The following is a 20,686-nucleotide window of genomic DNA, read 5'->3' as shown; positions in this document are numbered from 1 at the left end:
TGTCGCAAGCTGCCAGGCAACCGGGGTTGCCTGAACCTGCCTCAGTTGAACAGAGGCTCAGTTGTAGACTTCATCTCCCCAACGCTGCAGCAGGCGATTGCGCTGGGCGCCGGCCTCGAAGGCGTCGTAATCGAGAAGATTGATGTCATCCAGCTGCACCGCCTGTGGTGGTTCCTGTGCATTGGGGTTGGTGAGGTTCTGATAGGACCCGATGGATTGACCCAGTTCCTGCGCCTCGACAGTCAGCGTCCAGTCAATGAATGCCTGGGCGGCATCCGGGTTGGGAGCGCCGTTGATCTTCGCCACCGCACCGATTTCGAACCCGGTGCCATCTTCAGGAATGGTCAGTTCAAGGTTGCTGAACCCTTCTTCCTGAAACTTGATGATGTCATGAGCGAACAGAACAGCCACACCGGCTTCACTCATGCCGACCATTCGGCCTGGAGCCGAGCCGCTGGTCGTATACTGCTGAACCTGCGGATGCAGTCGCTTCAGGTATTCAAAGCCTTCATCTTCACCGCCGTTCACGAGCAGGGTTGTGTACAGCGCGGTATAGGCCGTGCCGGAGGAACCGGGGTGGGCCATCAACACTTCATTTTCGAATACCGGGTCCAACAGGTCTTCCCAGGTACGTGGTGCTTCGATGTCATTGGCGGCCAGAAAATCCCGGTTGCTGGCAAAGCCGAGCGCACCGACATAAACCCCGGTCCAGAGGTGATCTGCATCCTTGAAGGTGTCATCAATAACGTCGGCATTGGGCGACTGATAAGGCGCCAGCAAGCCCTCATTGCCGGCGGCAACAAAAGTATCTGCCGGGCCGCCATACCAGACATCGGCCTGCGGATTGTTCGATTCGGCACGGATTCGCGCCAGAATCTCACCCGCACTCATGCGCACCATGTTGACATTGATACCGGTGTCACGCGTGAACTGTCTGACTGCTTCTACGGCATGGTCCTCCTGGAAGGCAATGTAGACAGTCAACCGGTCAGCCATTGCGGACGTTGCCAGCATTGAACTCACAACCAGTGCGGATATAGCACATTTGCATACTCTGTTAAGCATTACGCTCTCCTTATTTTTGTATTGACCCCATAGCAATTGGGGGCAACACTGATAATGCCAACAACGACTGACGGCGCAATAAAATATATGTTAGAATTGTTCTAATATATTATCGGAGTGCCCAGCATGAAACATAAACTGAAATATATGAAACATTAGTAACACCAAAACCCATGAAGTTACTTCTGTTAAAAAAATAACAAATGAGACTAACAATGGACAAAAAGAAAATTTTGGTGATTGATGATGACAGAGATACCCTTGATTTTATCAGCGGATACCTGTCTGATTATGAATTCACTATATATACAGCAGAACATGGAGCCATGGCCCTGACTATCCTTCAGGACAACTGTATTGACCTTCTTCTGGTCGATCTCCGGCTGGAGTCCGAAAGCGGTTTGGAGTTGGCTCGGGATCTGACGCAGCGCTTTGCAGTTCCCGCCATCATGGTGTCTGCCATCACGGACGATATCGAGAAGATAGTCGGCCTGGAGAGTGTCCTGGACGACTACATTGAAAAGCCGGTCAACCCGCGTTTGATGCTGGCGCGCATTCGCGCTGTCTTGCGGCGCCACCAGACCGACCATGATTCATCCGGCGATGATGCGGCAAGGCCTGCTGGTCGGTACCTTGCATTCGGTCAGTTCCATCTCAATGCCGAAAAGCGCCTGCTGGTGGACAATGAAACCGGACCGGTAGAGCTGACCAATACTGAATATCGCCTGCTGGAATTGTTTGTAACTGAATCAAACAATGTATTGAGCCGGGAAGAAATTGTAGAAAAACTGGACATGGAATCAAGCAACCATTTGCTCAGAAATATAGATGTACTGGTACTCAGGCTGCGTCGAAAGATAGAGCCCAGACCGTCAATGCCAAAATATCTGCAAACACGCAGAAACAAAGGGTATGTATTTTGCCTGGACTAGGAAAAGTGAATATAGAACGGTGGAAACCTGCCGTTCAGACCTTGAAGATAGGTCTTTTCATGACAGTCATAGTGATTGCATTGATAAGTATCGAGGCTCATCAGAGACGGATAGGAGAACTGCAGGCCGCCGAATATACAGTCAATGCGCTCAATATCAGTAACGCTCTGCTGCAGATCAGGGAAAAGATGGATGCTATCGGACTGATTCGGTCCGAGTATCTCGCTGCCGTGCAGCTGTCGAACTTCAAGGTTGAGCTCGAGGCTGCCACCAGCCAACTGCGGCAACTCAGTGGCGGCCAGAACAGTTACGAGAGCAGTGCTGCGGCTCTGATGGCTGGCATCACCGGCGTTGAGCGACTGGTACAGCAAAAGAATGACCTGCTCGCCTCCAGAAGCATTCTGGAAATCAACATGCAGAACATGCTGCTGCAGAACAGTCATGATGAACGCATTGCGCTTCTGCTTACCGAGGCACTGGGTACTCAGAACCTGCTCAAGACCGCCGAGATCGAACGCGAAATCAGAACCCTCTATGCACAGTCCAGTGCTCCCGATCAGTGGACCAGAGTCGCCTTCGCAGACAGCGGTATTCTGAAAACCGTGGAAGACCTGATCGTCAATCAGGAGCAGATTGACCGCCAGTTGCGCTCGATGAGCGATGAAGCCACCCGCACCGCAGCCGACCTGCGTGCGGATCAGATCAGCCTGCAGGACCACTACTGGTTCAGCCCTGTCGTCCTGACCTTCTTCCTGCTGGTCACGCTCGCAGTCATCTTCTGGTTGTACTCGGCCTATATTCGACAACGGGCACTGGGGCAGATGAACGAACAGAGCCGGCTCGACTCACTTGGCATGCTGTCGGGCGAGGTAGCACACGATATCAGCAACATGGTCAGCGTGGTGATCGGCAGTCTGAATCTGCTGCGCGAAGATCAGTTGAACAGCCGCAGCAGGACCCTCGACAAGGCTCTGTATGCGGCAGAGAAAAGCATCCAGATGATTGACCGGCTGCTGATGTTTGCTCGGCGCAAGCAACTGCGCCCCGAGATCATCTCGGTCAACGAGCTGATCAGGGGTCTGGAGGAAATCATCATCCTGACCTGTGGTGACCATATCGATATCCGGCTCAATCTTTGTGAGGAAGAGCTGTTCCTGAAGGTGGACCCCAATCTGCTCGAAAGCAGCCTGATCAACCTGTGCCTCAACGCCCGCAATGCAATCGACGACACCGGCACCATTCTGATCGAGGTGAGAGGGCATGAGAACCAGCAGGTCACCATAGCCGTTGAAGACGACGGCCGTGGCATACCCAAAGCAGCACTGAAGCGGGTTTTCGAGCCCTTCTATTCCTTTTCTGCCAATGGCCACCCCAAGGGCCAGGGGCTTGGCCTGAGCATGGTGTATGGGTTTACCCGACAAAGCGGCGGCACGCTGACCATTCAGAGCACTGTCAACAAGGGCACCAGAGTGGAGATGATCTTCAATGCGCATTGAATCTGTAATCGGCGGTGGCCTGTTGTGGCTTTCATCCTCTCTGCTGTATGGCGAAGGGCCTGATGTGCGCATTGCCTGCAGCCCCTTTGTTGCGGTCTGCGAATGGCTGGCAGAAGACTTTTCAGCCACCTTCGACATCTCGGTCGACATGACCCGCATGAGCTCCGGCGAGGTGCTGCAAGCGCTCTATACGGACCCAGGCGAGCAGTCATTTGATCTCTGGTGGGGCGGTACCGGGGACGCGCACCTGCAGGCGGCACAATCCGGCCTGTTGCAACCCATCGAACCCGCCAATCTGCATGAACAGCTGCGCTGGTCGCACTACTTCTGGGAGCTGTCAGATTATCAGTCCGTCGGGCTGTATACCGGAACTCTGGTACTGATCACCAACCGCGCTGCGCTGGCGCCCAGTTCGCTGCAACCCGTCAGTTGCTGGTCGGACCTCGGTGACCCTCGATACCGCGGCCAGTTGCTGATCGCTGACCCGAGCACATCCGGCACTTCATTCACTGCCCTGGCCACCATCATGCACCTCTATGAGGAAGCCGAAGCCACAAGATTGATTCAGGAGATCAGCCTGAATGTGGAGGGCCGGTCCACCAGTGGTTTCGACCCGGTTGAACGCGTTCTGGCCGGGGAGCGCGCAATAACAATCGGTTTTGCACACGATGTCTATCGTGCTCTTGATGGTCAGGATCAGATCAGCATCACGCCGCCCTGTGAAGGCACAGGCTATGAGATAGCCGCCATCAGCATGACCCGAGACGCCAGAAATACCGAACTGGTAGAGCGTCTCGTTGAGTACAGCCTCACCGCAGCGGCGCAGAATGCCCTGGTCAATGAGGTAACCCACCAGATGTTTTCCAATCAGGCAACGGAGAGATCAGACGTCTATCAGGACTGGTCTCTGCTGGACGTCATCAACTATGACCTCCGGTTCTACTCCACCGAGAGAGCCCGTCAACAGATACTGTCGCACTGGCGACGGCCCTGAGCTGCCGACAACCCATCCAGGAGATACCATTCATGAAACAAGAGGGCACAACCACAGCAACCGGTCAGATGCAGAGACTGTCTGACCAGGCGTTGCAGGCCAGACTGGTCCAGGCTTCCAACATTGCGCGCGCAGCCGGTGAGCTGGCGCTGAACTATTTCAACAAGGGTGCCACTCTCGATATTCAGACCAAGGGCGCTCAGGACTGGGTCACCCAGGCAGATCTTGAGGTTGAACGGTTCATTCGCAGGCAACTTCAGTCCCACTACCCGGAAGACACCATTCTGGGTGAAGAATACGGCCTGAATAGCCTGGAAGATGACCAGCTGATGTGGCTGGTGGACCCCATAGACGGGACCACTTTCTTTCTCAAGGGAATTCCTCAGTGGGCAGTGGTGATAGGCCTGGCCATTGGCAGTGAAACGCTGCTGGCCGTTGTCTTCGAACCGGTCAGTGGAGAACTTTTTGCGGCCATCAGAGGCCAGGGTGCCACATTGAACGGTCACCCCATTCAGGTGGACCCGACTGCCGACCTGAGTTCAGGTCTGGTTGCCGTGAGCAGCTCAGTCAAGCTGGGCGGTGCCACATCGGCCCGCATGATAGAGCGCCTGGTCAATGATGGCGTCATGTACTGTCGTCTGGGCTCCTGCGCTCTTTGCCTCGCCTATGTGGCCTCCGGTCGCCTGCTGGGCATGTACGAACCACTCGTGCACCCCTGGGACAGCTGGGCCGGTGAACTGCTGGTGCAGGAAGCCGGAGGGCGCACCCTGGAGCGCAGCCAGGGTGCGGACCTGGGGCGCCCCGGACCGGCCATTGCTGCGGCACCCAATGTCTGGGACATCATGGGAGAACTGCGCGGCATTTGACGTCCGAGGACTTAGCAGCAATAATTTGCAAAGGTTTGCAAATTATTGCTGCCGGCCAATGCAGCAGAGTCTCCATCAGGCCGGCAGCGCTCGACACAGCAGGACGCACGCATGACCGAGATCGAAAAGAATGCCCGCGCGCAACGTGTCACCGCCAGCGATGTGGCCCGGGAGGCCGGGGTGTCGATCTCGGCGGTATCCCGGGTTTTCACGCCGGGCGCCAGCGTATCGGCCAGAATGCGCGAAAAGGTATTGTCGGCCGCCGAGAAGCTGGACTACCGACCCAATGTCATGGCGCGCAGTCTGATGACACAGCGCACGGCTCTGGTCGGTATCATTCTGGCCAATTTCCACAACCCCCTGTACCTGACGGCACTGGATCTGTTTACCACTCACCTGCAGAGCCGGGGTCTGCGTGCGCTGGTGTTCAATGTCTCGCGCGGTGACGATGTGGTGGAGTCGGCCCGGCAGGTCATGCAATACGGTGTGGACGGCATGGTCATCGCAGCGGCGGCCATGTCACAGCCACTGGTGGATCAGTGCAGCCGCCAGGGCATTCCCCTGGTGGCGTTTGCCCGCCAGCCCCGGCGCACTCGCGTCAATGTGGTCTGTGCCGACAATGAAGCTGGCGGTCGCCTGGCGGCGCGGGCCTTCATTGAACGCGGCTACCGCCAGCTCGGTTACATTGGCGGCCCGGCGGCCACCTCAACGGCCTACTTTCGTGAGAAGGGCTTTCGTCAAGCTCTGGAGGAGTCGGGTCTGACTCTGCTGGGCACCATCAATGCCAGTGCATATACCTATGACGCCGGACGGGCTGCTGCAGAATCTCTGCTGACCAGCCACCCGAATCTGGATGGCGTGTTCTGTGCCAATGATCTGCTGGCCTTTGGTACCATGGATGTGGCCCGCTATCGGCTGGGCCTGAGCATTCCGGGCGATCTCGGCATCATGGGTTTCGACGATATAGAGTTGGCCACTGCCGACAGTTATCAGTTGACCACGATCCGCCAGCCGCTGCAGGACATGGTCAAGCAAACAGTGGACATCCTCGGCCAGCGCATCAGTGAAGGCGATGATCTGCCGCTGCGCAAACTGCTGTTCCCCTGCTCTCTGGTGGAACGCGCCACTCTCTGAGTAACCTCGCCGGCAGCTTGTCTGCATCCGGTAAAAAAGCCGGCCGGGGTTACCCGGCCGGAAGGGCTCATTCATCCAACCCAGGACGAAAGACTGTCAGCCGCTGGCAACACGGCCGGTAATATGTTCGATGTAGGGGTCGAAGTTCAAAGTACTGGCGTGATGGCAGCGCACCCCGCGCACGGCCAGATCACCGGTGACCGCCGGCACTTCCTGACTGCAGATCTCGGTCGCATAGGGGCAGCGCGTGTGAAACTTGCATCCCGAAGGTGGGTTCATGGGGCTGGGCACCTCGCCCGGCAGTTTGAGCACTTGTCGTGACTGCTGCTCCGGGTCGTGCACCGGGATGGAGGACAGCAGTGCGGTGGTATAGGGATGCTGCGGTGATTCGTAAACCGCGTCCACCGCACCGCCTTCCACTATTTCGCCCAGATACATCACCATGATGCGATCGGAAATCTGCCGCACCACCGACAGATCATGTGCGATGAATACGTAGGACACGCCGGTATCCCGCTGAATGTCCATCAGCAGATTGATGACCTGGGCCTGTACCGACACATCCAGTGCCGACACCGGTTCATCGCAGATGATGACTTCCGGCTCTACAGCCAGTGCCCGGGCGATGCCGATGCGCTGCCGCTGACCGCCGGAGAACTGGTGCGGGTAGCGGTCGGCATCCGATTTGTTCAGGCCAACCTGCTGCAGCAGTTCGCCGATGCGAGCCTCGCGCTGTGCCGGTGGCACTATGTCGGGGAACACCTGCCAGGGCTCTCCGATAATCTCGCCGACCGTCATGCGCGGGTTCAGCGAGGAGTACGGGTCCTGAAAGATCATCTGAATCCGGCGCCTGGCCTGCCGCAGGTCTTCGCGCTTCAGCTCCAGCAGGTTCTGGCCCAGCACCTCGACTCGACCCTCTGTGGGGTCCATCAGCCGCACCAGCAGGCGGGCCAGTGTCGATTTGCCACAACCGGATTCGCCGACCAGGCCCAGGGTTTCGCCCCGATGCAGTTCAAAGTTCACGTCGTTGACGGCTCGCACGCCCTGATCGACCCGGCGCCAGCCCTGGCGGACTGTCTTGCCGAACACCTTGCCCAGTTGTTCGGCGCGCAAAACCACTTCACGCTGCCCGGAGGCAACTGCCTGTTGCTGTTCAGTCATGGGAAGTTTCCTCTCGAATGGCCTCGGCAAAATGGCAGGCCGCGCTGTGTTCCGCGGCCAGCATCCGCAGCTCCGGTTTCTCCTCGGCACAGCGGGGCTGCGCAAAGGTACAGCGCGGCCGGAATGCACAGCCTGACGGAATATGGCTCAGGGTGGGCGGTGTGCCGGGGATGGCCTGCAGGCGCTCCAGGCGGGCATCGACCCTTGGCATGGCCTGCAGCAGAGCCCGCGTGTAGGGATGACTGGGGGTTCGGAACAGGTCGCGCATGGTTGCGGTTTCCGCCATGCGCCCGGAATACATGACCACCGCCCGGTCGGCACATTCGGCCACCACGCCGAGATCATGCGTGACCAGAATCAGTGACATGCCGCGTTCGCGACGCACCTCCTGCAGCAGGTCCATGATCTGCCGCTGAACGGTAACATCCAGCGCCGTGGTCGGTTCATCGGCGATCAGGATCTCCGGGTCCATGGCCAGCGCCATGGCAATCATCACGCGCTGGCACATGCCGCCGGAGAACTCGTGCGGATAAGCCTTCAGGCGGCTCCTGGCAGACGGAATCTTGACCTGATCCATCAGTTCCACCGCCTTGTCCAGCGCTGCCTGACGACTGGCACCCCGGCGAATGCGATACACCTCGCTGATCTGGGTACCGATGGTCAGGGAGGGATTCAGTGCGGCCAGGGCATCCTGAAAGATCATGGCCATGCGATCCCCGCGCAACTGCCGGCGCTGGCGCTGCGGCATGCTGAGAATATCCTGGCCGTCCAGCAGCACCTGGCCGGAAATTCTGGCCGGCGGCGAGGTGATCAGGCCCATGATGGTTTCCAGGCCCACACTCTTGCCGGACCCGCTTTCTCCAATAATACCCAGGGTCTCCCCTTTGCGGATGGACCAGGACACATTGTCCACCGCCTGCACCGGGCCGTGCGGGGTATCAAACCCCACCGACAGGCCCTCTACCGACATGATCGGGGCTGCGGATACGTCCACCCTGTCCCCGGTCACCCGGGTTCTTGCTTCAGTCATGGCGTTCATCAATCAGCCCTCCTGCTTGTTCTGCTTGCGCTTTGGCGTCAGCCAGCGACTGCTGTGCACCGGATCACTGACGGCCCGGCACCAGCCCGCCAGCAGGTTCAGTGCCAGCGCGGTGAGGAAAATGGCCAGTCCGGGCAGCGTCACCAGCCACCAGGCCGTATTGATGTGATCACGGCCGCTGGCAATCATGCGGCCCCAGGATGCATTGGGCGGTTGTACGCCAAAGCCCAGGAAGGACAGTGAAGCTTCGGACAGGATCAGAATGGCCACTTCGAGCGTGAACAGTACCATCAGGGGCGCCACCATGTTGGGCAGAATATGGCGCAGCATGATGCGTGCATCAGTACAGCCCAGCACCCGGGCTGCACTGATGAAATTGCTGTCGCGAAGGTTCAGCGTCAGTGACCGCGCCATGCGGCAGAACACCGTCCACTGCAGGAAGGTGAACACCAGCACCAGGTTGAAGTAGCCGCCGCCGATAATGAACAGCACGAACAGGGCAATCAGCAGTGACGGCAATGACTGCATGCCGTCCACCAGGCGCATGACAATGTCTTCAAACAAGCCGCGCTTGTAGCCGGCGATGATACCCAGGGTGATGCCCAGCAGGCCGGAGCAGATGGCACCCAGAAATCCGATGGAGATGGAGACCTGGGCACCATGCATCAGACGGCTCAGCACGTCCCGCCCCAACTGGTCGGTACCCAGCAGGTGGAACTGCCCGGCATCGGTCATACTCAGCGGTGGCATGAAACGGTTCATGATATCGATCTGATTCGGATCGAACGGCGCCAGAAACTGTGCGCCCAGAGCGCTCACCGCCATGATGATCAGGAACAATGCCGCGATCAGTGTTACCCGGTCGCTGAACAGAGCGCGCAGATAGATCTTCCAGGTCAGTTTCGGTGCCCGCTCTTCATCATAGAGGCCTTCCACATTTGCATTCTGAGTCGGTACAACTGAGGGGTCGGGCTCGGTTTTGGCCAGTAGTTTCTGTGTCATCTCAGTTCTCCCGCGAGCTCAGGCTGACTTTCGGGTTCAGGTAGGTATAGGTGATATCCACCAGCAGATTGACAACAATGACCAGGGTCGCCACCGCCAGAATGGCCCCCTGCAGCACCGGCAGGTCGCGATTGTTCAGCGCCTCCACCAGCAGGTGCCCGATGCCTGGCCAGCCGAATACGGTTTCCACCAGGATGGCACCGGTGACCAGTTGCACCAATTCATCGCCGGTGATGGTCACCACCGGTATGCCGGCGTTCTTCAGCGCGTGTACAGACACTATGCGATGCTCCGGCAGCCCCTTGGCTCGCGCTGCCGCGACATAGGGTCGCGCCATTTCGTCCAGCATGGCGCTGCGGGTGACCTGAGCCACACGGCCCAGGGGTCGCGCGCCAAGGGCCAGGGCCGGCAGAATGACGTGATACCAGGACCCGTAGCCGCCCGTGGGCAGCCAGCCCAGATGCACCGCAAACAGCACGATCAGCACCAGGCCGAGCCAGAACTGAACGACGGATACAGACGCCAGAGACAGCACGTTAACCAGATGGTCGATCCAGGACCGCGGGTACATCGCCGCCAGGCAGCCCATGACCAAGGCCAGGGCCAGCGCGCCGCCCAGCGCCACAGCGGCCAGATACAGCGTCTGCGGCAGGCGGGCCAGTACCAGCCCCATCACGGGCGTACCGCCACCGTCCATAAAGCGTTCGGCCGGCATCTGGGCAAAGCCATAACGAAAGCTGACGCCCAGGTCGCCCTGCACCAGACCGCCGACATAACGGAAATACTGCATCAGCAAGGGGTCATTGAGCCCCAGATTGTTGCGCAGTTGCTCCAGTGCAGTATCCGAGGCACTGGCGCCCAGCATGACAATGGCCGGATCACCGATCATGCGGCCGGCGAAAAAAACGAATGACACCACCACCAGCAGCATGATGGCGGAGTGACCGGCTCGTCGCACCAGGTAAGGCATGGTATTTCTCCCCAAGTGGTAGCGACGGGGCCGGGCCCCGCCGCCATGAGTTCACTCAGTCAGACTGAGTGACATTGGCCAGCAGGAAACGCCCGTCCGGACCGAAGGTCAGGTCCAGGCCATCACGTACCAGGTAGGCACGGTCCAGCAGCGCCAATGGAATGATGACGTAACGTTCGTGCAGAAAGGCGTTGAGCTCTTGCATGGCCTCGTGACGCTCTTCACCGATCAGCGTCAGTGCTTCATGCAGACGTTCATCGAATTCCTCATCGCAGAACACGGATGAACGGGATACACCCGAGGGGTCATCCAGATCCGGGCAGGCATAGTTGGAGTGCAGGTTGAGACCGAAATCCGGGGCCGGGTTCTCCTTCACATGGACCTGCATCATGGCCCGCGGAGCCTCGGCCTTGTATTCGGAGATGCGGAAACGCGGGTTGGCCACAGCCGGCGTCTGCACATTCTGCCGGGTGGGAATACCGACCGCCTCGATCATGGCACCAATGGCCTCGACCAGTTCACCAATGCGCGGCGTATCGTCGCGGCCCATGACCTCGACACGCAGACCGTTCAGATTGACACCATCGGCCTGGGCCTGCTGGACCAGTTCCATGGAGCGCTGCGGATCCGAAGCATACTGTTCCAGTGCGTCATTGAAGCCGGTCATGTCCGGCGTGCCCAACTGGCCCTGCGGGACCGAGGCGAGACCCAGGATATCGGCCAGACCTTCATAGCTCAGAGCGTGAAAGATGGCGGCCCGGATACGCGGGTCTTCCAGTCGTTCATCGGCAAACAGCGAGTAGTCGAGACGACCATAGATATACTGGCTGGACGGCCCGGTCACACAGGAAAAGCCATCCAGCCGCTCCGCCCGCTCGCAGTCGGAAGACTGCGGGCTGACCACAATATCCGCCTCGCCAGCCATGATCATGGCCATGCGGCTCGAGGATTCGGTACGGAACTCGAACCTGACCCGGTCGTAGTCGGGAATGTTCTGACCGTAGACGTCATCGGCGGCCCGGCCCCACCAGTCATCATTGCGCACCGCACTCCAGCTGGAGCCCTGGTCCCAGTCTTCGAATGCATAGGGGCCGGTGCCCAGTGGTTGCGTAAAGTGAGCCGACGGATTGTTCTCGATCTGGTCCTGCGACGTAATGCCGGTCAGGGACATGCGGAAATCCAGCATTGGATCGGGCTCGGAGGAATGCACCACCACGGTCAGATCATCTTCGACTTCGGCTGAAATGCGGCCGGGACCGGCATATTCCTGGATGGTAAAGGCGTTTTCCTGATCCCATACAAATTCAATGGAGGTCGCCACGGCTTCCGCATCCATCGGTGTGCCGTCATGGAATACCACACCCTCACGCAGATGCAGGCGCAGCGAGGTGTCGTCGATCACTTCCCAGTCCTGCGCCAGCACGGGCACATAGTCGCCACTGTCAGCATCCATCATGATCAGCGGTTCGATCACGTTGCGCAGCCCGGGGGCGTTGATTTCCTTGTAGATGCCTTGCGCGGCCAAGTCCTGCGGCTCCTGTGGCACTGCCACAACAAAGGTATCGGCCAGGGCCAGCGATGTGACGCCCGCGAGGACGCCAGCCAGCGTTATGGCCAAGGCAGTCTGTCTGGTTTTCATGGTTACCTCCTGATTCCGGTACGGCACTCGCACACGGAATCTCTTGTTTTTATATATTGGGTGTCATTGTCCGGATTGGCTCCGGCTTTGGCACTCACGGTCTGTTGTTTTCGTGTATCCGTTCACAGCACTTGCAATGTTCTGCCTGCTGTCTTCCGGCTGACTCAATTCCATTCAATCAGGACTTGACTTGATTTGCAAGCGCTTGCAATAATCTATTCTCAACACAGCCGGCTTGTCAACAGACGGCGAAAAACAAGACAACGGGAGAGGCGCACCATGAATGAACAGGCGCAGAGTCACATCGCTATCGCCATCTGCGGCGAGTCCGGCGCAGGCAAAACCACCACCACCGGGCTGATACGCGCACGAGGATTCAGGCCCTGCTCGGTGTCCGGCTTTCTGCGTGATGAAGCAGAATCGGTCATTGACTCCCCCAGTCGGGCCCAGGTTCAGGACTACGGACGCCGCAGGCAGGAGGAAGAAGGCGACGACTATTTCGCCCGTCGCATGCTGACCACACTCAGCCCCTTCAACCACCCGCGCACCGTTATCGATGGCCTGCGCAATCTGGCCGAACTGCAGCTGTTGCGTCAGGTGGCCGCCGAGGCCAATGCCCGTTTCGTTCTGCTGGCGCTGATGACACCGGATGAAGTGCGGTTCGAGCGGGTGCAATCCCGTGGCCGCCACGGCGACCCGCGGACCCTGGACGAGTTCATGGCTGCCGATGAGCGTGCCCGTGGTGCCGACGGCCAGAACTTTCAGCAGAACGCGGCCCTGATCGAGGCTGCGGATGAACGCATCATCAACAGCGGCGACCTCGACACGCTCAATCAACAGATTGATCATTTGCTGGCAAAGGTGATGACATCATGAATCACGCGCTGACACCCGGCTCGAACACTGCCGCTGCTGCACTCGTTGCTCGACTCGAACGAGGCAAGACCATTGTGCGGGAGGCAGGGCAGATAGCGCTCGGCTATTTCAATCGCGGCGCGGACCGTGAGCACGAGCTCGACATCCAGACCAAGGGCAGCCAGGACTGGGTGTCACGGGCGGATCAGGAGGTGGAGCAGTTTATCCGCAGTCAGCTGCGTGACAGTTTCCCGGAGGATGCTGTGGTCGGTGAGGAGTATGGTCAGGACGAGGTGCAGGATCAGCAACTGCTCTGGGTCATTGACCCCATTGATGGCACCACCTGCTTTCTGAAAGGTATCCCGCAGTGGTGCATCGTGATTGCGCTGTCACAGGGCAGTACGGTGCTGCTGTCCATCATCTACGATCCGGTAGCCAGGGAGCTCTATCACGCGCAGGCCGGCAGCGGTGCCTGGCTCAACAACAGGGCCATAAGCGTTGCGCCGTCACAGTCTCTGCAGGACGGCCTGATTTCGGTGGGCAGTTCCGTGCAACTGGGTGCCGGCAATTCAGCCCGCCTGATCGAGCAATTGGTAGCGAGCGGCGGCATGTACAGCCGCATCGGTTCCTGTGCGCTTGGCCTGGCCTACGTGGCCTCCGGTCGCCTGCTGGGCATGTACGAGCCGCTGATACACCCCTGGGACAGCTGGGCCGGTGAACTGCTGGTGCAGGAAGCCGGAGGGCGCACTCTGGAGCGCAGCCAGGGTGCGGACCTGGGGCGCCCCGGGCCAACCATAGCCGCCACGCCTGGCGTATGGGATGCCATCGATGAATTGCTCAGGTAAGCGGCCCGATCTGGTCAGGCTACTGACCAGATTTCCTCAGCCAGGGCCTTCAACTGCAGTGACTCGGCCCAGCGGTCGGTGATGTCGAGCCCGTCCGGGCCAGTGATCGCATAGGGAACCGTGCCCAGCTCACAGGTGAACACCATGTCCTCCCCGGGTGCGGCCCGGGCTCGCCAGACGGCAAACCCGTACTGCCAGAGCTGACGAAACGCCTCCAGCCATGGCCGATGCTGCGCAAAACTGATCGGAATCTGCACCTGCTCGCAGCTGGCCACGCGGCCATGCCAGGCGTGACAGTGCTGCATCACCTGCTGCAGCTGCTCGATGGACAGGTCCACGCCGGGGGTGTCGGGCCAGGCCAAGGCGATCTCGTGCCCGGCCACATAGTGCGACAGGTCCCCCACCAGACGGAGATCGGGCAGTTCGCGCAGCAGATCCAGCGTAAAGAACAGATCATCGGTAATGCGGTTGCGATGTGTCTCCAGCAGCACCGGGCAGGGCGCCTGCTCGGCCAGACGCTGCCAGCCTTCCAGTATGGCCGTCGCTTGCTGCAGATCCCGGGTTCGAAAGTCGGCCTGAATGGTGATGTGCCTGCACTGCCCCGACTCGGCGGCATGCTCCAGCGTTGGCTGCAGATCATCGATTGTGGCCGGGAAGCACTGTCCTTCGATCAGCAGCCCTTCTGCGGCGGCCTCCCGGGACAGGGCGCGGGCATGCTCCCGTTGCCAGAGGTGATCAGTCACCCCGGCAAAGCCGGCCGTTCGTATGCGTGCCAGCGCCTCGTCACGAGGCGGCGTGGTGCCCTCCGGGTTGCTGTTTTCCATGGCCCAGAGCGACTGAAATACCAGCAGGCTCATATCAGGTCCCGGTCACAGTTGAATGAAGACGGTGCCGTCTTCCACCCGGGCGGGATAGCTATTCAGATTGACGCAGACCGGAGCGCCCTTGGCTTCGCCTGTCGTGTAGTCGAAACGGCCATTGTGCTTGGGACACTCGATGATCTCGTCCATGACCAGGCCATCCGCCAGATGGACCTGTTCATGCGTACAGAGCCCGTCGGTGGCGTACACTTCATCGTCTTCACTGCGGTAAACGGCAAAGGTTCGATCCCCGTGGTCAAACCGGATGACGTCCTCGGCATCGATATCGTCCAGAGCACAGACTTTGATCCACTCGCTCATGGTCCACTCTCCTGTTGTTGTTTTGCTTGCGGTTGCTTTATGGGCAGTCAGGCCGCCGCCGGAGCGGCAGCATCGGGTGTTTTTCCCGTTGCAGGCACGGGACGCCTGACAAAGTAGTCCGGGTCTGTTCTCTGTCGCCACAGCGCCGGAATAATCTCGCGGTAGGCCGCCCAGGTGCTGGGATAGACCGGTGGCATGTCATGCTTCAGCGCTTGATGCAACTGCGGCAAGGCATGGTAGGGCACCATCGGATACATATGATGCTCAATGTGATAGTTCATGTTCCAGTAGATAAACCGGAACACCGGATTCATGCGCACCGTGCGGGAGTTCTGGCGATGGTCCAGCACATTCTCGGCCAGGCCGGCATGCTGGGTCAGCCCGAAAATATAGGACAGCCAGCCGCCGTAGAGCGTCGGCAATACTCCGGCCAGCATGACCGGCAACCAGGACTGCAGCAGCACAGCAGTGGCGATAATCAGGCCGTGAAGCAGCAGCCAGACCCGTGCTGTGCGGTACACTCGAGGTTGTTCCATCTCGGGGATGTAATCCGCCTCGTCGACGCTCAGTTGGCCCAGGCTGTGCCTGGCCACCGATTTGAGCGTGGTCCAGGTCTGCGGCAAAGTGAAGAAGGCCAGTATATGGTGCGCCAGACTGGTGGGCCTCGGCGCCGCTATCTCGGGGTCCCGGCCGACGATGATGGTGTCGGTATGATGACGGGCATGACTCCAGCGCCATGGGGTCGGCTCGCGCATGATCATGAAACAGGCCAGTTGATACAGCCAGTCATTCAGCCAGCGTGTCTTGAAGGCGGTACCGTGGCCACACTCATGCCAGCGGGAATCGGAGGCTGAGCCATAGAACACGCCATACACCAGCAAAACGGGCACAACCCACCAACTGCCCCAGAGCGCAACAACCAGCCCCCCTGTCACCGCAAGCAGCGCAAACCAACCCAGAGTATCTCGAATGGCCGGTCCGTCACGCCGCTTCATGAGCTGCTTCAGCGTCTTGCGTGGAATCTCGGTCTGGTACCATTGGGCGGTGACCAGACCCTGTTCACGTGCCCGACGTGAAGTGTCGCCGATCAGGCTGTAATCACGGGCTGGGATCTTCGAGGCCATGCGGAGAACCTCCTTCATGATGCATCTTGTTGGATTATTGTTGAGCCAGACTTTAGAACGCCCCCACAACGCAGCACAAGCAAGAATGACATAACCTATCATTTTACATCATTTTAATTCATGAAATAATGATGTTTTTGAGATAATCTGGTCTTTCTGACTGACTGAAAAAGAGGAATACCGCCATGAGTCGCCGCCCTACCATCAAGGATCTGGCTCGCGAGTCCGGCGTCAGCGTGGCTACCGTTGACCGGGTTCTGAACAACCGCCATCGAGTTCGGGAAAATACAGCGCAGCGCGTCCTGCTGGCCGCAGAGCGCATCGGCTACCATGCAGCCGGTCTGATCCGCCAGCGTATGCGGGAATCCATGCCGCACTATCGATTCCACTTCATTCTGCAGAAAGGCGAAGACTACTTCTATCAGCAACTGGGCAAAGCCATGGAACAGGCAACTGCCGGCCATGCTGATATCAATGGCGAGGCCACGGTGGAGTTTGTTGCCGATATTGTGCCGGGCGTACTGGCAGAGCGGCTCCATGCAGCGGCGGAGACGGCAGATGCCATCGCCATAGTGGCAGTCAATCACACCCAGGTCAGCGCCGCCATCGACGAGATTTCTGCCCGTGGCATACCTGTTTTCTGCCTGCTCTCGGATGTCGTTGCACCCGGTCGCGCCGGGTTTCTCGGGGTCGACAACCGCAAGCGCGGGCGCACTGCCGCCTGGGCCATATCCCGCCTGAGCCGGCGACCCGGTCAGGTCGGTATCATGCTGGGCACTCATCGGTATCTGGGCCAGGAAATGTCGGAGATCAGCTTTCGCAGTTACCTGCGCGAGTACACACCCCGGTTCACCGTCATGGAGTCCATCATTGATCTGGACGACAGCAAGCTGGCCTATGAGGCGGCCATGGATATGGTGACCAGCAACCCCGACCTGGTCGGCATTTTCAGCGCCGGCGGCGGTGTGGAGGGCCTGATTCAGGCCCTGCGGGATGAACGGACAGGCGAGAACCTGATCGTTGTGTGCAACGAGCTCACCCCCACCACACGGGAAGCGCTGCTCGACGGCACCATTGACATGGTCACCGCCACTCCCATCGAACGGCTGTCTGCAAAGACCATTGAGGCCATGATTGATGCTCTGGGCAACCCCAACCGGGTGGGTATGACCGAGGTGCCGCTGAATGCCGATCTCTACATATCGGAAAGTGTATAGGAGCCGCTGAACAATTCATGCGGTAAAACTTTCAAGCTGCGGTATTCTGATCCCAATTATGATGTTTTTTGATAGAACTACATCAAAGTTGTGATCCATTGTTTGACATGAATCATCACGATTCCTAACCATTGATCCAGATCAACTACAAGAACAACACTCTGGAGAGATCGAATCGTGACTGCACCCAAGCCCCAGTATGCGTTGAATCATATTCTGGCCCCCAGACTGGACACCAGGGCCTTCTGCAGCCTTGCCAGCCGGGTGGGCATTGATGCCGTTGAACTGCGCAATGACATTGGCGAACACAGCATCAGGACTGCCGCCGATGCGCGCCAGGCCCGGCAGGCCGCCGATGACCACGGTATCAGAATACTCAGCATCAATGCGCTGCAGCAGTTCAACTACTGGACCGACGACCGCGACCGGGAAGCCCGGGCAATGATTGAACAGGTCGTCATCTGCGGTGGTGACTATCTGGTGATGTGTCCGGTCAACCTGGCTTCCTATCAAGTCGATTCCGAGACCGGCCGCCAGCGTCTTCTGGAGTCACTGAACCGGCTTGAACCCCTGCTGGCTGACGCCGGCATCAAGGGCCTGATCGAGCCTCTGGGCTTTTCCATCTCGTCTCTGCGCAGCAAGCAAAGTGCCGTTAAGGCGATCGATACTCTGGACGCCTGGCAGACCTTCGGCCTGCTGCAGGACAGCTTTCATCACCATGTGGCTGATGAAACGCAGGTCTATCCCCGGATGACCGAGCTTGTACACATATCGGGTGTCAGTGCCCGCACCACACCACGCGCTGAGCTGCAGGACAGCCATCGCATCATGGTCGGGCGCGACGACATCATGGACAACTGCGGCCAGATGAACGAGTTGCTGCGTGCGGGTTATCGCGGCTACTTCTCCTTCGAGCCCTTTGCGCGCAGTGTCCAGGATGCAGACGATCACGAGTCGCTTGTCCGGCAAAGCATTCAGTTTCTGGACCAACAACTGGCGGGAACCGCCTGAAGCCGGAAAAAAGCGCTGCCAAAGCGCATCACCATGTCTCGATAAAAACAACCACAGACAGGAGAGAAATCATGAAAAACCTGGCCAAAAAGATGGCGCAATTCTGCGCTGGCATCACCCTGAGTGCAGGGCTGCTGGCAGGCAGTGCCGCAGCAGACGCCCAGTACCGACTGGTCATGGTGTCTCATATTGGCGCCAACGACATCAATGCCCGCTGGTTCGATGCTTCGCTTGCGGAGTTCGAACGGCGCTTCCCGGAAGTGAAGACGGAATACATCGCTACCAGCGAAGTGAGCACCCAGCGCTATATTCAGTTGATCGAGCAGGCCATCGCGACCAACCCTGACGGTCTGGCGGTCGCCATCACGGATGCGCCAGCACTGGAGGGGGCCATTCAGCGGGCCATCGATGCCGGCATTCCGGTGGTGGCGTTCAACACCCCGGATCTGCGCGATGCTGATGAAAAGATCCCCTATGTGACCTATGTCGGTACCGACCTCTATCTGGATGGTTTGCATATGGCGGAGTACATTCTGCGCCGTGCCGAGGCCGGGGAGATCGACATGCCGAACCGCGTCCTGTGCAACAACCCCGATGCCGGTCATTCCGGTCTGGTGGCACGCTGCCAGGGCATGATTGACGGCATGGCAGAGGCAGGGATCGATACCGAGGTGCTGACCACGGCCTGGGATCCGGCGCAGGCACGCAACATCCTGGGTTCCTTCCTCGCACGCAACGATGACATCAACTATATCTTCGGTCCGGCCGGGGATCAGGGTCCGGTCATTCACGGCGTGACCGAGGAACTGGGCCGCGATGACGTTTATATTGTCACCACGGATGCTTCCTCTCAGCATGTATCCGGCGTGCAGCTCGGCAACATGCTCGCGTCCACCTCTCAGGGCTTCTGGCTGCAGGGCTACGAGACCATGAACTGGCTGTTCTGGAAGGTGCACTATGGTTTCGAGCCGGCTTCCGACATCCTGACCGGACCGTCAATAATCGATGCCTCCAACGTCGACCAGTGGGAGCAGGTATTGCGCCAGGTCTTTGGCGACAGCGGTTACGAGGAAATGATTACCTGGTAAGACCTTGAGGGCTGGCGTGCATACCCTGTGCGCTGGCCCCGGTTCTCCTTGACTGTCCTGGGGTAGATTCTATGGATACCGCTAAACTGCACTGGGAGAAGGTCATCAAACGACCGGATTTCGGTGCCATACTGATAGCCACCGTGCTGTTCCTCGGTTTTGCCACCCTGGACTACGATGGCTTTTTCAACGCGTTCACCATGCGCAATGTCCTGCATTTCAGTGCCATTCTCGGCCTCGTTGCACTGGGCCAGACGCTGGTACTGATCGTGAAAGAGGTCGACCTGTCGGTAGGCTCGGTGTACGGCATTGGTGGCATTTCCTACATTTTGTTCGAGCCTCAGTTGGGCGTCATTGGTGCTGCAACAGCCGTGCTGATGGGCGCTGCACTGATCGGGTTGATCAATGCGGCCCTGATCCTGCGCGGCAAACTGTCCGCCGTTATTGTCACCCTGTGCGGTCTGTTCTTTTACCGGGGCGCCATCTATCTGATGACCGGCGCTGGCGTGCCTCGATTCGCCACTGAAGCGCGCCAGCACTGGTTCAATCAGTTGCTGGGCGGTCAGGCCATGGGCATACCCAATTCAGTGTGGATTTTTCTGCTGGTGGCGCTGATCTTCCATCTGCTGCTGACTCGAAGTGCCTTTGGCAACCAGCTTTATGCAGTCGGCGGTGACGCCCCCAGTGCCCTGTCCCGCGGGGTGCGCAATGACCTGATCAAGACCTGGGCCTTTGTAGCCTGCTCCGTGCTGGCAGCCTTCGCCGGCATTCTGACCATCGCCGACCGTCCCCAGACCTATGTGTCCATGGGCTACCAGTTCGAGCTGGAAGCCATTGCGGCGGCTATCGTTGGTGGCTGCTCGCTGCGGGGTGGTCGCGGCACCGTGCTGGGGGCCATCCTCGGCGCCCTGATCATTGTCTCCGTGCGCTACCAACTGGTGGGTATGGGTGCGCCGTCCAGCTGGTTCATTACCTTTGTGGGTGTACTGCTGATCAGTGTGGTGGTCTTCAACCGACTGTTGGGGGTGTGGATTTATGGCAAGCAACCGGCCGCAGAATAGAGGAGA

The 20,686-nt window shown here is 59.0% G+C and carries 20 protein-coding genes; 11 read left to right on the top strand and 9 right to left on the bottom strand.

Annotated elements, in window-relative coordinates:
* Positions 1 to 57 precede the first annotated feature (57 nt).
* Complete coding sequence (locus E4656_RS01870; RefSeq protein WP_205849072.1) at positions 58 to 996, bottom strand: ABC transporter substrate-binding protein; 939 nt, start codon at positions 994 to 996, stop codon at positions 58 to 60.
* 284 nt (positions 997 to 1,280) lie between these two features.
* Here E4656_RS01870 and E4656_RS01865 point away from each other — a divergent pair, with 284 nt between their 5' ends.
* The 5 genes from E4656_RS01865 (at position 1,281) to E4656_RS01845 (ending at position 6,487) form a co-directional block, all read left to right on the top strand.
* Complete coding sequence (locus E4656_RS01865) at positions 1,281 to 1,997, top strand: response regulator transcription factor (RefSeq protein ID WP_167855889.1); 717 nt, start codon at positions 1,281 to 1,283, stop codon at positions 1,995 to 1,997.
* Positions 1,998 to 2,056: 59 nt separating this feature from the next.
* A complete protein-coding gene (locus E4656_RS01860; RefSeq protein WP_135480658.1) occupies positions 2,057 to 3,493 on the top strand; it encodes a sensor histidine kinase in 1,437 nt (478 codons plus the stop codon).
* Complete coding sequence (locus tag E4656_RS01855) at positions 3,483 to 4,487, top strand: extracellular solute-binding protein (protein WP_135480657.1); 1,005 nt, start codon at positions 3,483 to 3,485, stop codon at positions 4,485 to 4,487. The genes E4656_RS01860 and E4656_RS01855 overlap by 11 nt, the downstream gene beginning before the upstream one ends.
* 32 nt (positions 4,488 to 4,519) lie before the next feature.
* Positions 4,520 to 5,353: an inositol monophosphatase family protein gene (locus E4656_RS01850; RefSeq protein WP_135480655.1), complete on the top strand. Its 834-nt coding sequence runs from the start codon at positions 4,520 to 4,522 to the stop codon at positions 5,351 to 5,353.
* Positions 5,354 to 5,464: 111 nt separating this feature from the next.
* Positions 5,465 to 6,487, top strand: a complete 1,023-nt coding sequence (locus E4656_RS01845; protein ID WP_135480653.1) for a LacI family DNA-binding transcriptional regulator — start codon at positions 5,465 to 5,467, stop codon at positions 6,485 to 6,487.
* A 96-nt stretch (positions 6,488 to 6,583) separates the two neighbouring features.
* Here the strand turns inward: E4656_RS01845 and E4656_RS01840 are convergent, their stop codons facing one another.
* Genes E4656_RS01840 through E4656_RS01820 form a run of 5 tightly spaced genes read right to left on the bottom strand, consistent with a single transcriptional unit; the run spans position 6,584 to position 12,298 of the window.
* Positions 6,584 to 7,648, bottom strand: coding sequence for an ABC transporter ATP-binding protein (locus E4656_RS01840; RefSeq protein WP_135480651.1), 1,065 nt, complete (start codon positions 7,646 to 7,648; stop codon positions 6,584 to 6,586).
* Positions 7,641 to 8,687 (bottom strand): ABC transporter ATP-binding protein, encoded by a 1,047-nt coding sequence (locus tag E4656_RS01835; RefSeq protein ID WP_135480649.1) that lies wholly within the window; start codon positions 8,685 to 8,687, stop codon positions 7,641 to 7,643. Before E4656_RS01835 ends, E4656_RS01840 begins: the two co-directional genes overlap by 8 nt.
* A gap of 3 nt (positions 8,688 to 8,690) precedes the next feature.
* Positions 8,691 to 9,689 (bottom strand): ABC transporter permease, encoded by a 999-nt coding sequence (locus tag E4656_RS01830; protein WP_135480647.1) that lies wholly within the window; start codon positions 9,687 to 9,689, stop codon positions 8,691 to 8,693.
* Between the two features lies 1 nt (position 9,690).
* Positions 9,691 to 10,659 (bottom strand): ABC transporter permease, encoded by a 969-nt coding sequence (locus E4656_RS01825; protein ID WP_135480645.1) that lies wholly within the window; start codon positions 10,657 to 10,659, stop codon positions 9,691 to 9,693.
* A 55-nt stretch (positions 10,660 to 10,714) separates the two neighbouring features.
* Positions 10,715 to 12,298, bottom strand: a complete 1,584-nt coding sequence (locus E4656_RS01820) for an ABC transporter substrate-binding protein (protein WP_135480643.1) — start codon at positions 12,296 to 12,298, stop codon at positions 10,715 to 10,717.
* Between the two features lie 279 nt (positions 12,299 to 12,577).
* Between E4656_RS01820 and E4656_RS01815 the strand changes: the two genes are divergently transcribed.
* A complete protein-coding gene (locus E4656_RS01815) occupies positions 12,578 to 13,174 on the top strand; it encodes an AAA family ATPase (RefSeq protein WP_135480642.1) in 597 nt (198 codons plus the stop codon).
* Complete coding sequence (locus tag E4656_RS01810) at positions 13,171 to 13,998, top strand: inositol monophosphatase family protein (protein WP_135480640.1); 828 nt, start codon at positions 13,171 to 13,173, stop codon at positions 13,996 to 13,998. The genes E4656_RS01815 and E4656_RS01810 overlap by 4 nt, the downstream gene beginning before the upstream one ends.
* A 14-nt stretch (positions 13,999 to 14,012) precedes the next feature.
* Here the strand turns inward: E4656_RS01810 and E4656_RS01805 are convergent, their stop codons facing one another.
* The 3 genes from E4656_RS01805 to E4656_RS01795 are packed head-to-tail and all read right to left on the bottom strand — an operon-like array spanning position 14,013 to position 16,303.
* Positions 14,013 to 14,855, bottom strand: a complete 843-nt coding sequence (locus E4656_RS01805; protein ID WP_135480638.1) for a sugar phosphate isomerase/epimerase — start codon at positions 14,853 to 14,855, stop codon at positions 14,013 to 14,015.
* Between the two features lie 12 nt (positions 14,856 to 14,867).
* Positions 14,868 to 15,179 carry a MocE family 2Fe-2S type ferredoxin gene (locus tag E4656_RS01800; RefSeq protein ID WP_135480636.1) on the bottom strand — a complete coding sequence of 104 codons (312 nt, stop codon included), beginning with the start codon at positions 15,177 to 15,179 and terminating at the stop codon, positions 14,868 to 14,870.
* A 47-nt stretch (positions 15,180 to 15,226) separates the two neighbouring features.
* Positions 15,227 to 16,303 (bottom strand): fatty acid desaturase family protein, encoded by a 1,077-nt coding sequence (locus tag E4656_RS01795; RefSeq protein ID WP_135480634.1) that lies wholly within the window; start codon positions 16,301 to 16,303, stop codon positions 15,227 to 15,229.
* A gap of 185 nt (positions 16,304 to 16,488) precedes the next feature.
* Here E4656_RS01795 and E4656_RS01790 point away from each other — a divergent pair, with 185 nt between their 5' ends.
* From E4656_RS01790 to E4656_RS01775, 4 genes are all read left to right on the top strand, one after another.
* Positions 16,489 to 17,520 carry a LacI family DNA-binding transcriptional regulator gene (locus E4656_RS01790; RefSeq protein WP_135480632.1) on the top strand — a complete coding sequence of 344 codons (1,032 nt, stop codon included), beginning with the start codon at positions 16,489 to 16,491 and terminating at the stop codon, positions 17,518 to 17,520.
* Between the two features lie 177 nt (positions 17,521 to 17,697).
* A complete protein-coding gene (locus E4656_RS01785) occupies positions 17,698 to 18,531 on the top strand; it encodes a TIM barrel protein (protein ID WP_167855888.1) in 834 nt (277 codons plus the stop codon).
* A gap of 71 nt (positions 18,532 to 18,602) precedes the next feature.
* Positions 18,603 to 19,619 (top strand): substrate-binding domain-containing protein, encoded by a 1,017-nt coding sequence (locus E4656_RS01780; RefSeq protein WP_205849071.1) that lies wholly within the window; start codon positions 18,603 to 18,605, stop codon positions 19,617 to 19,619.
* 71 nt (positions 19,620 to 19,690) lie between these two features.
* Positions 19,691 to 20,680 carry an ABC transporter permease gene (locus E4656_RS01775; RefSeq protein ID WP_135480629.1) on the top strand — a complete coding sequence of 330 codons (990 nt, stop codon included), beginning with the start codon at positions 19,691 to 19,693 and terminating at the stop codon, positions 20,678 to 20,680.
* Positions 20,681 to 20,686: the final 6 nt, after the last annotated feature.

The sequence above is a fragment of the Natronospirillum operosum genome (genome assembly GCF_004768465.1).
Classification (GTDB): Bacteria; Pseudomonadota; Gammaproteobacteria; order Pseudomonadales; family Natronospirillaceae; genus Natronospirillum; species Natronospirillum operosum.
Note: the sequence above shows the minus strand (reverse complement) of the source record. Positions and strands in the feature narration are given on the sequence as shown.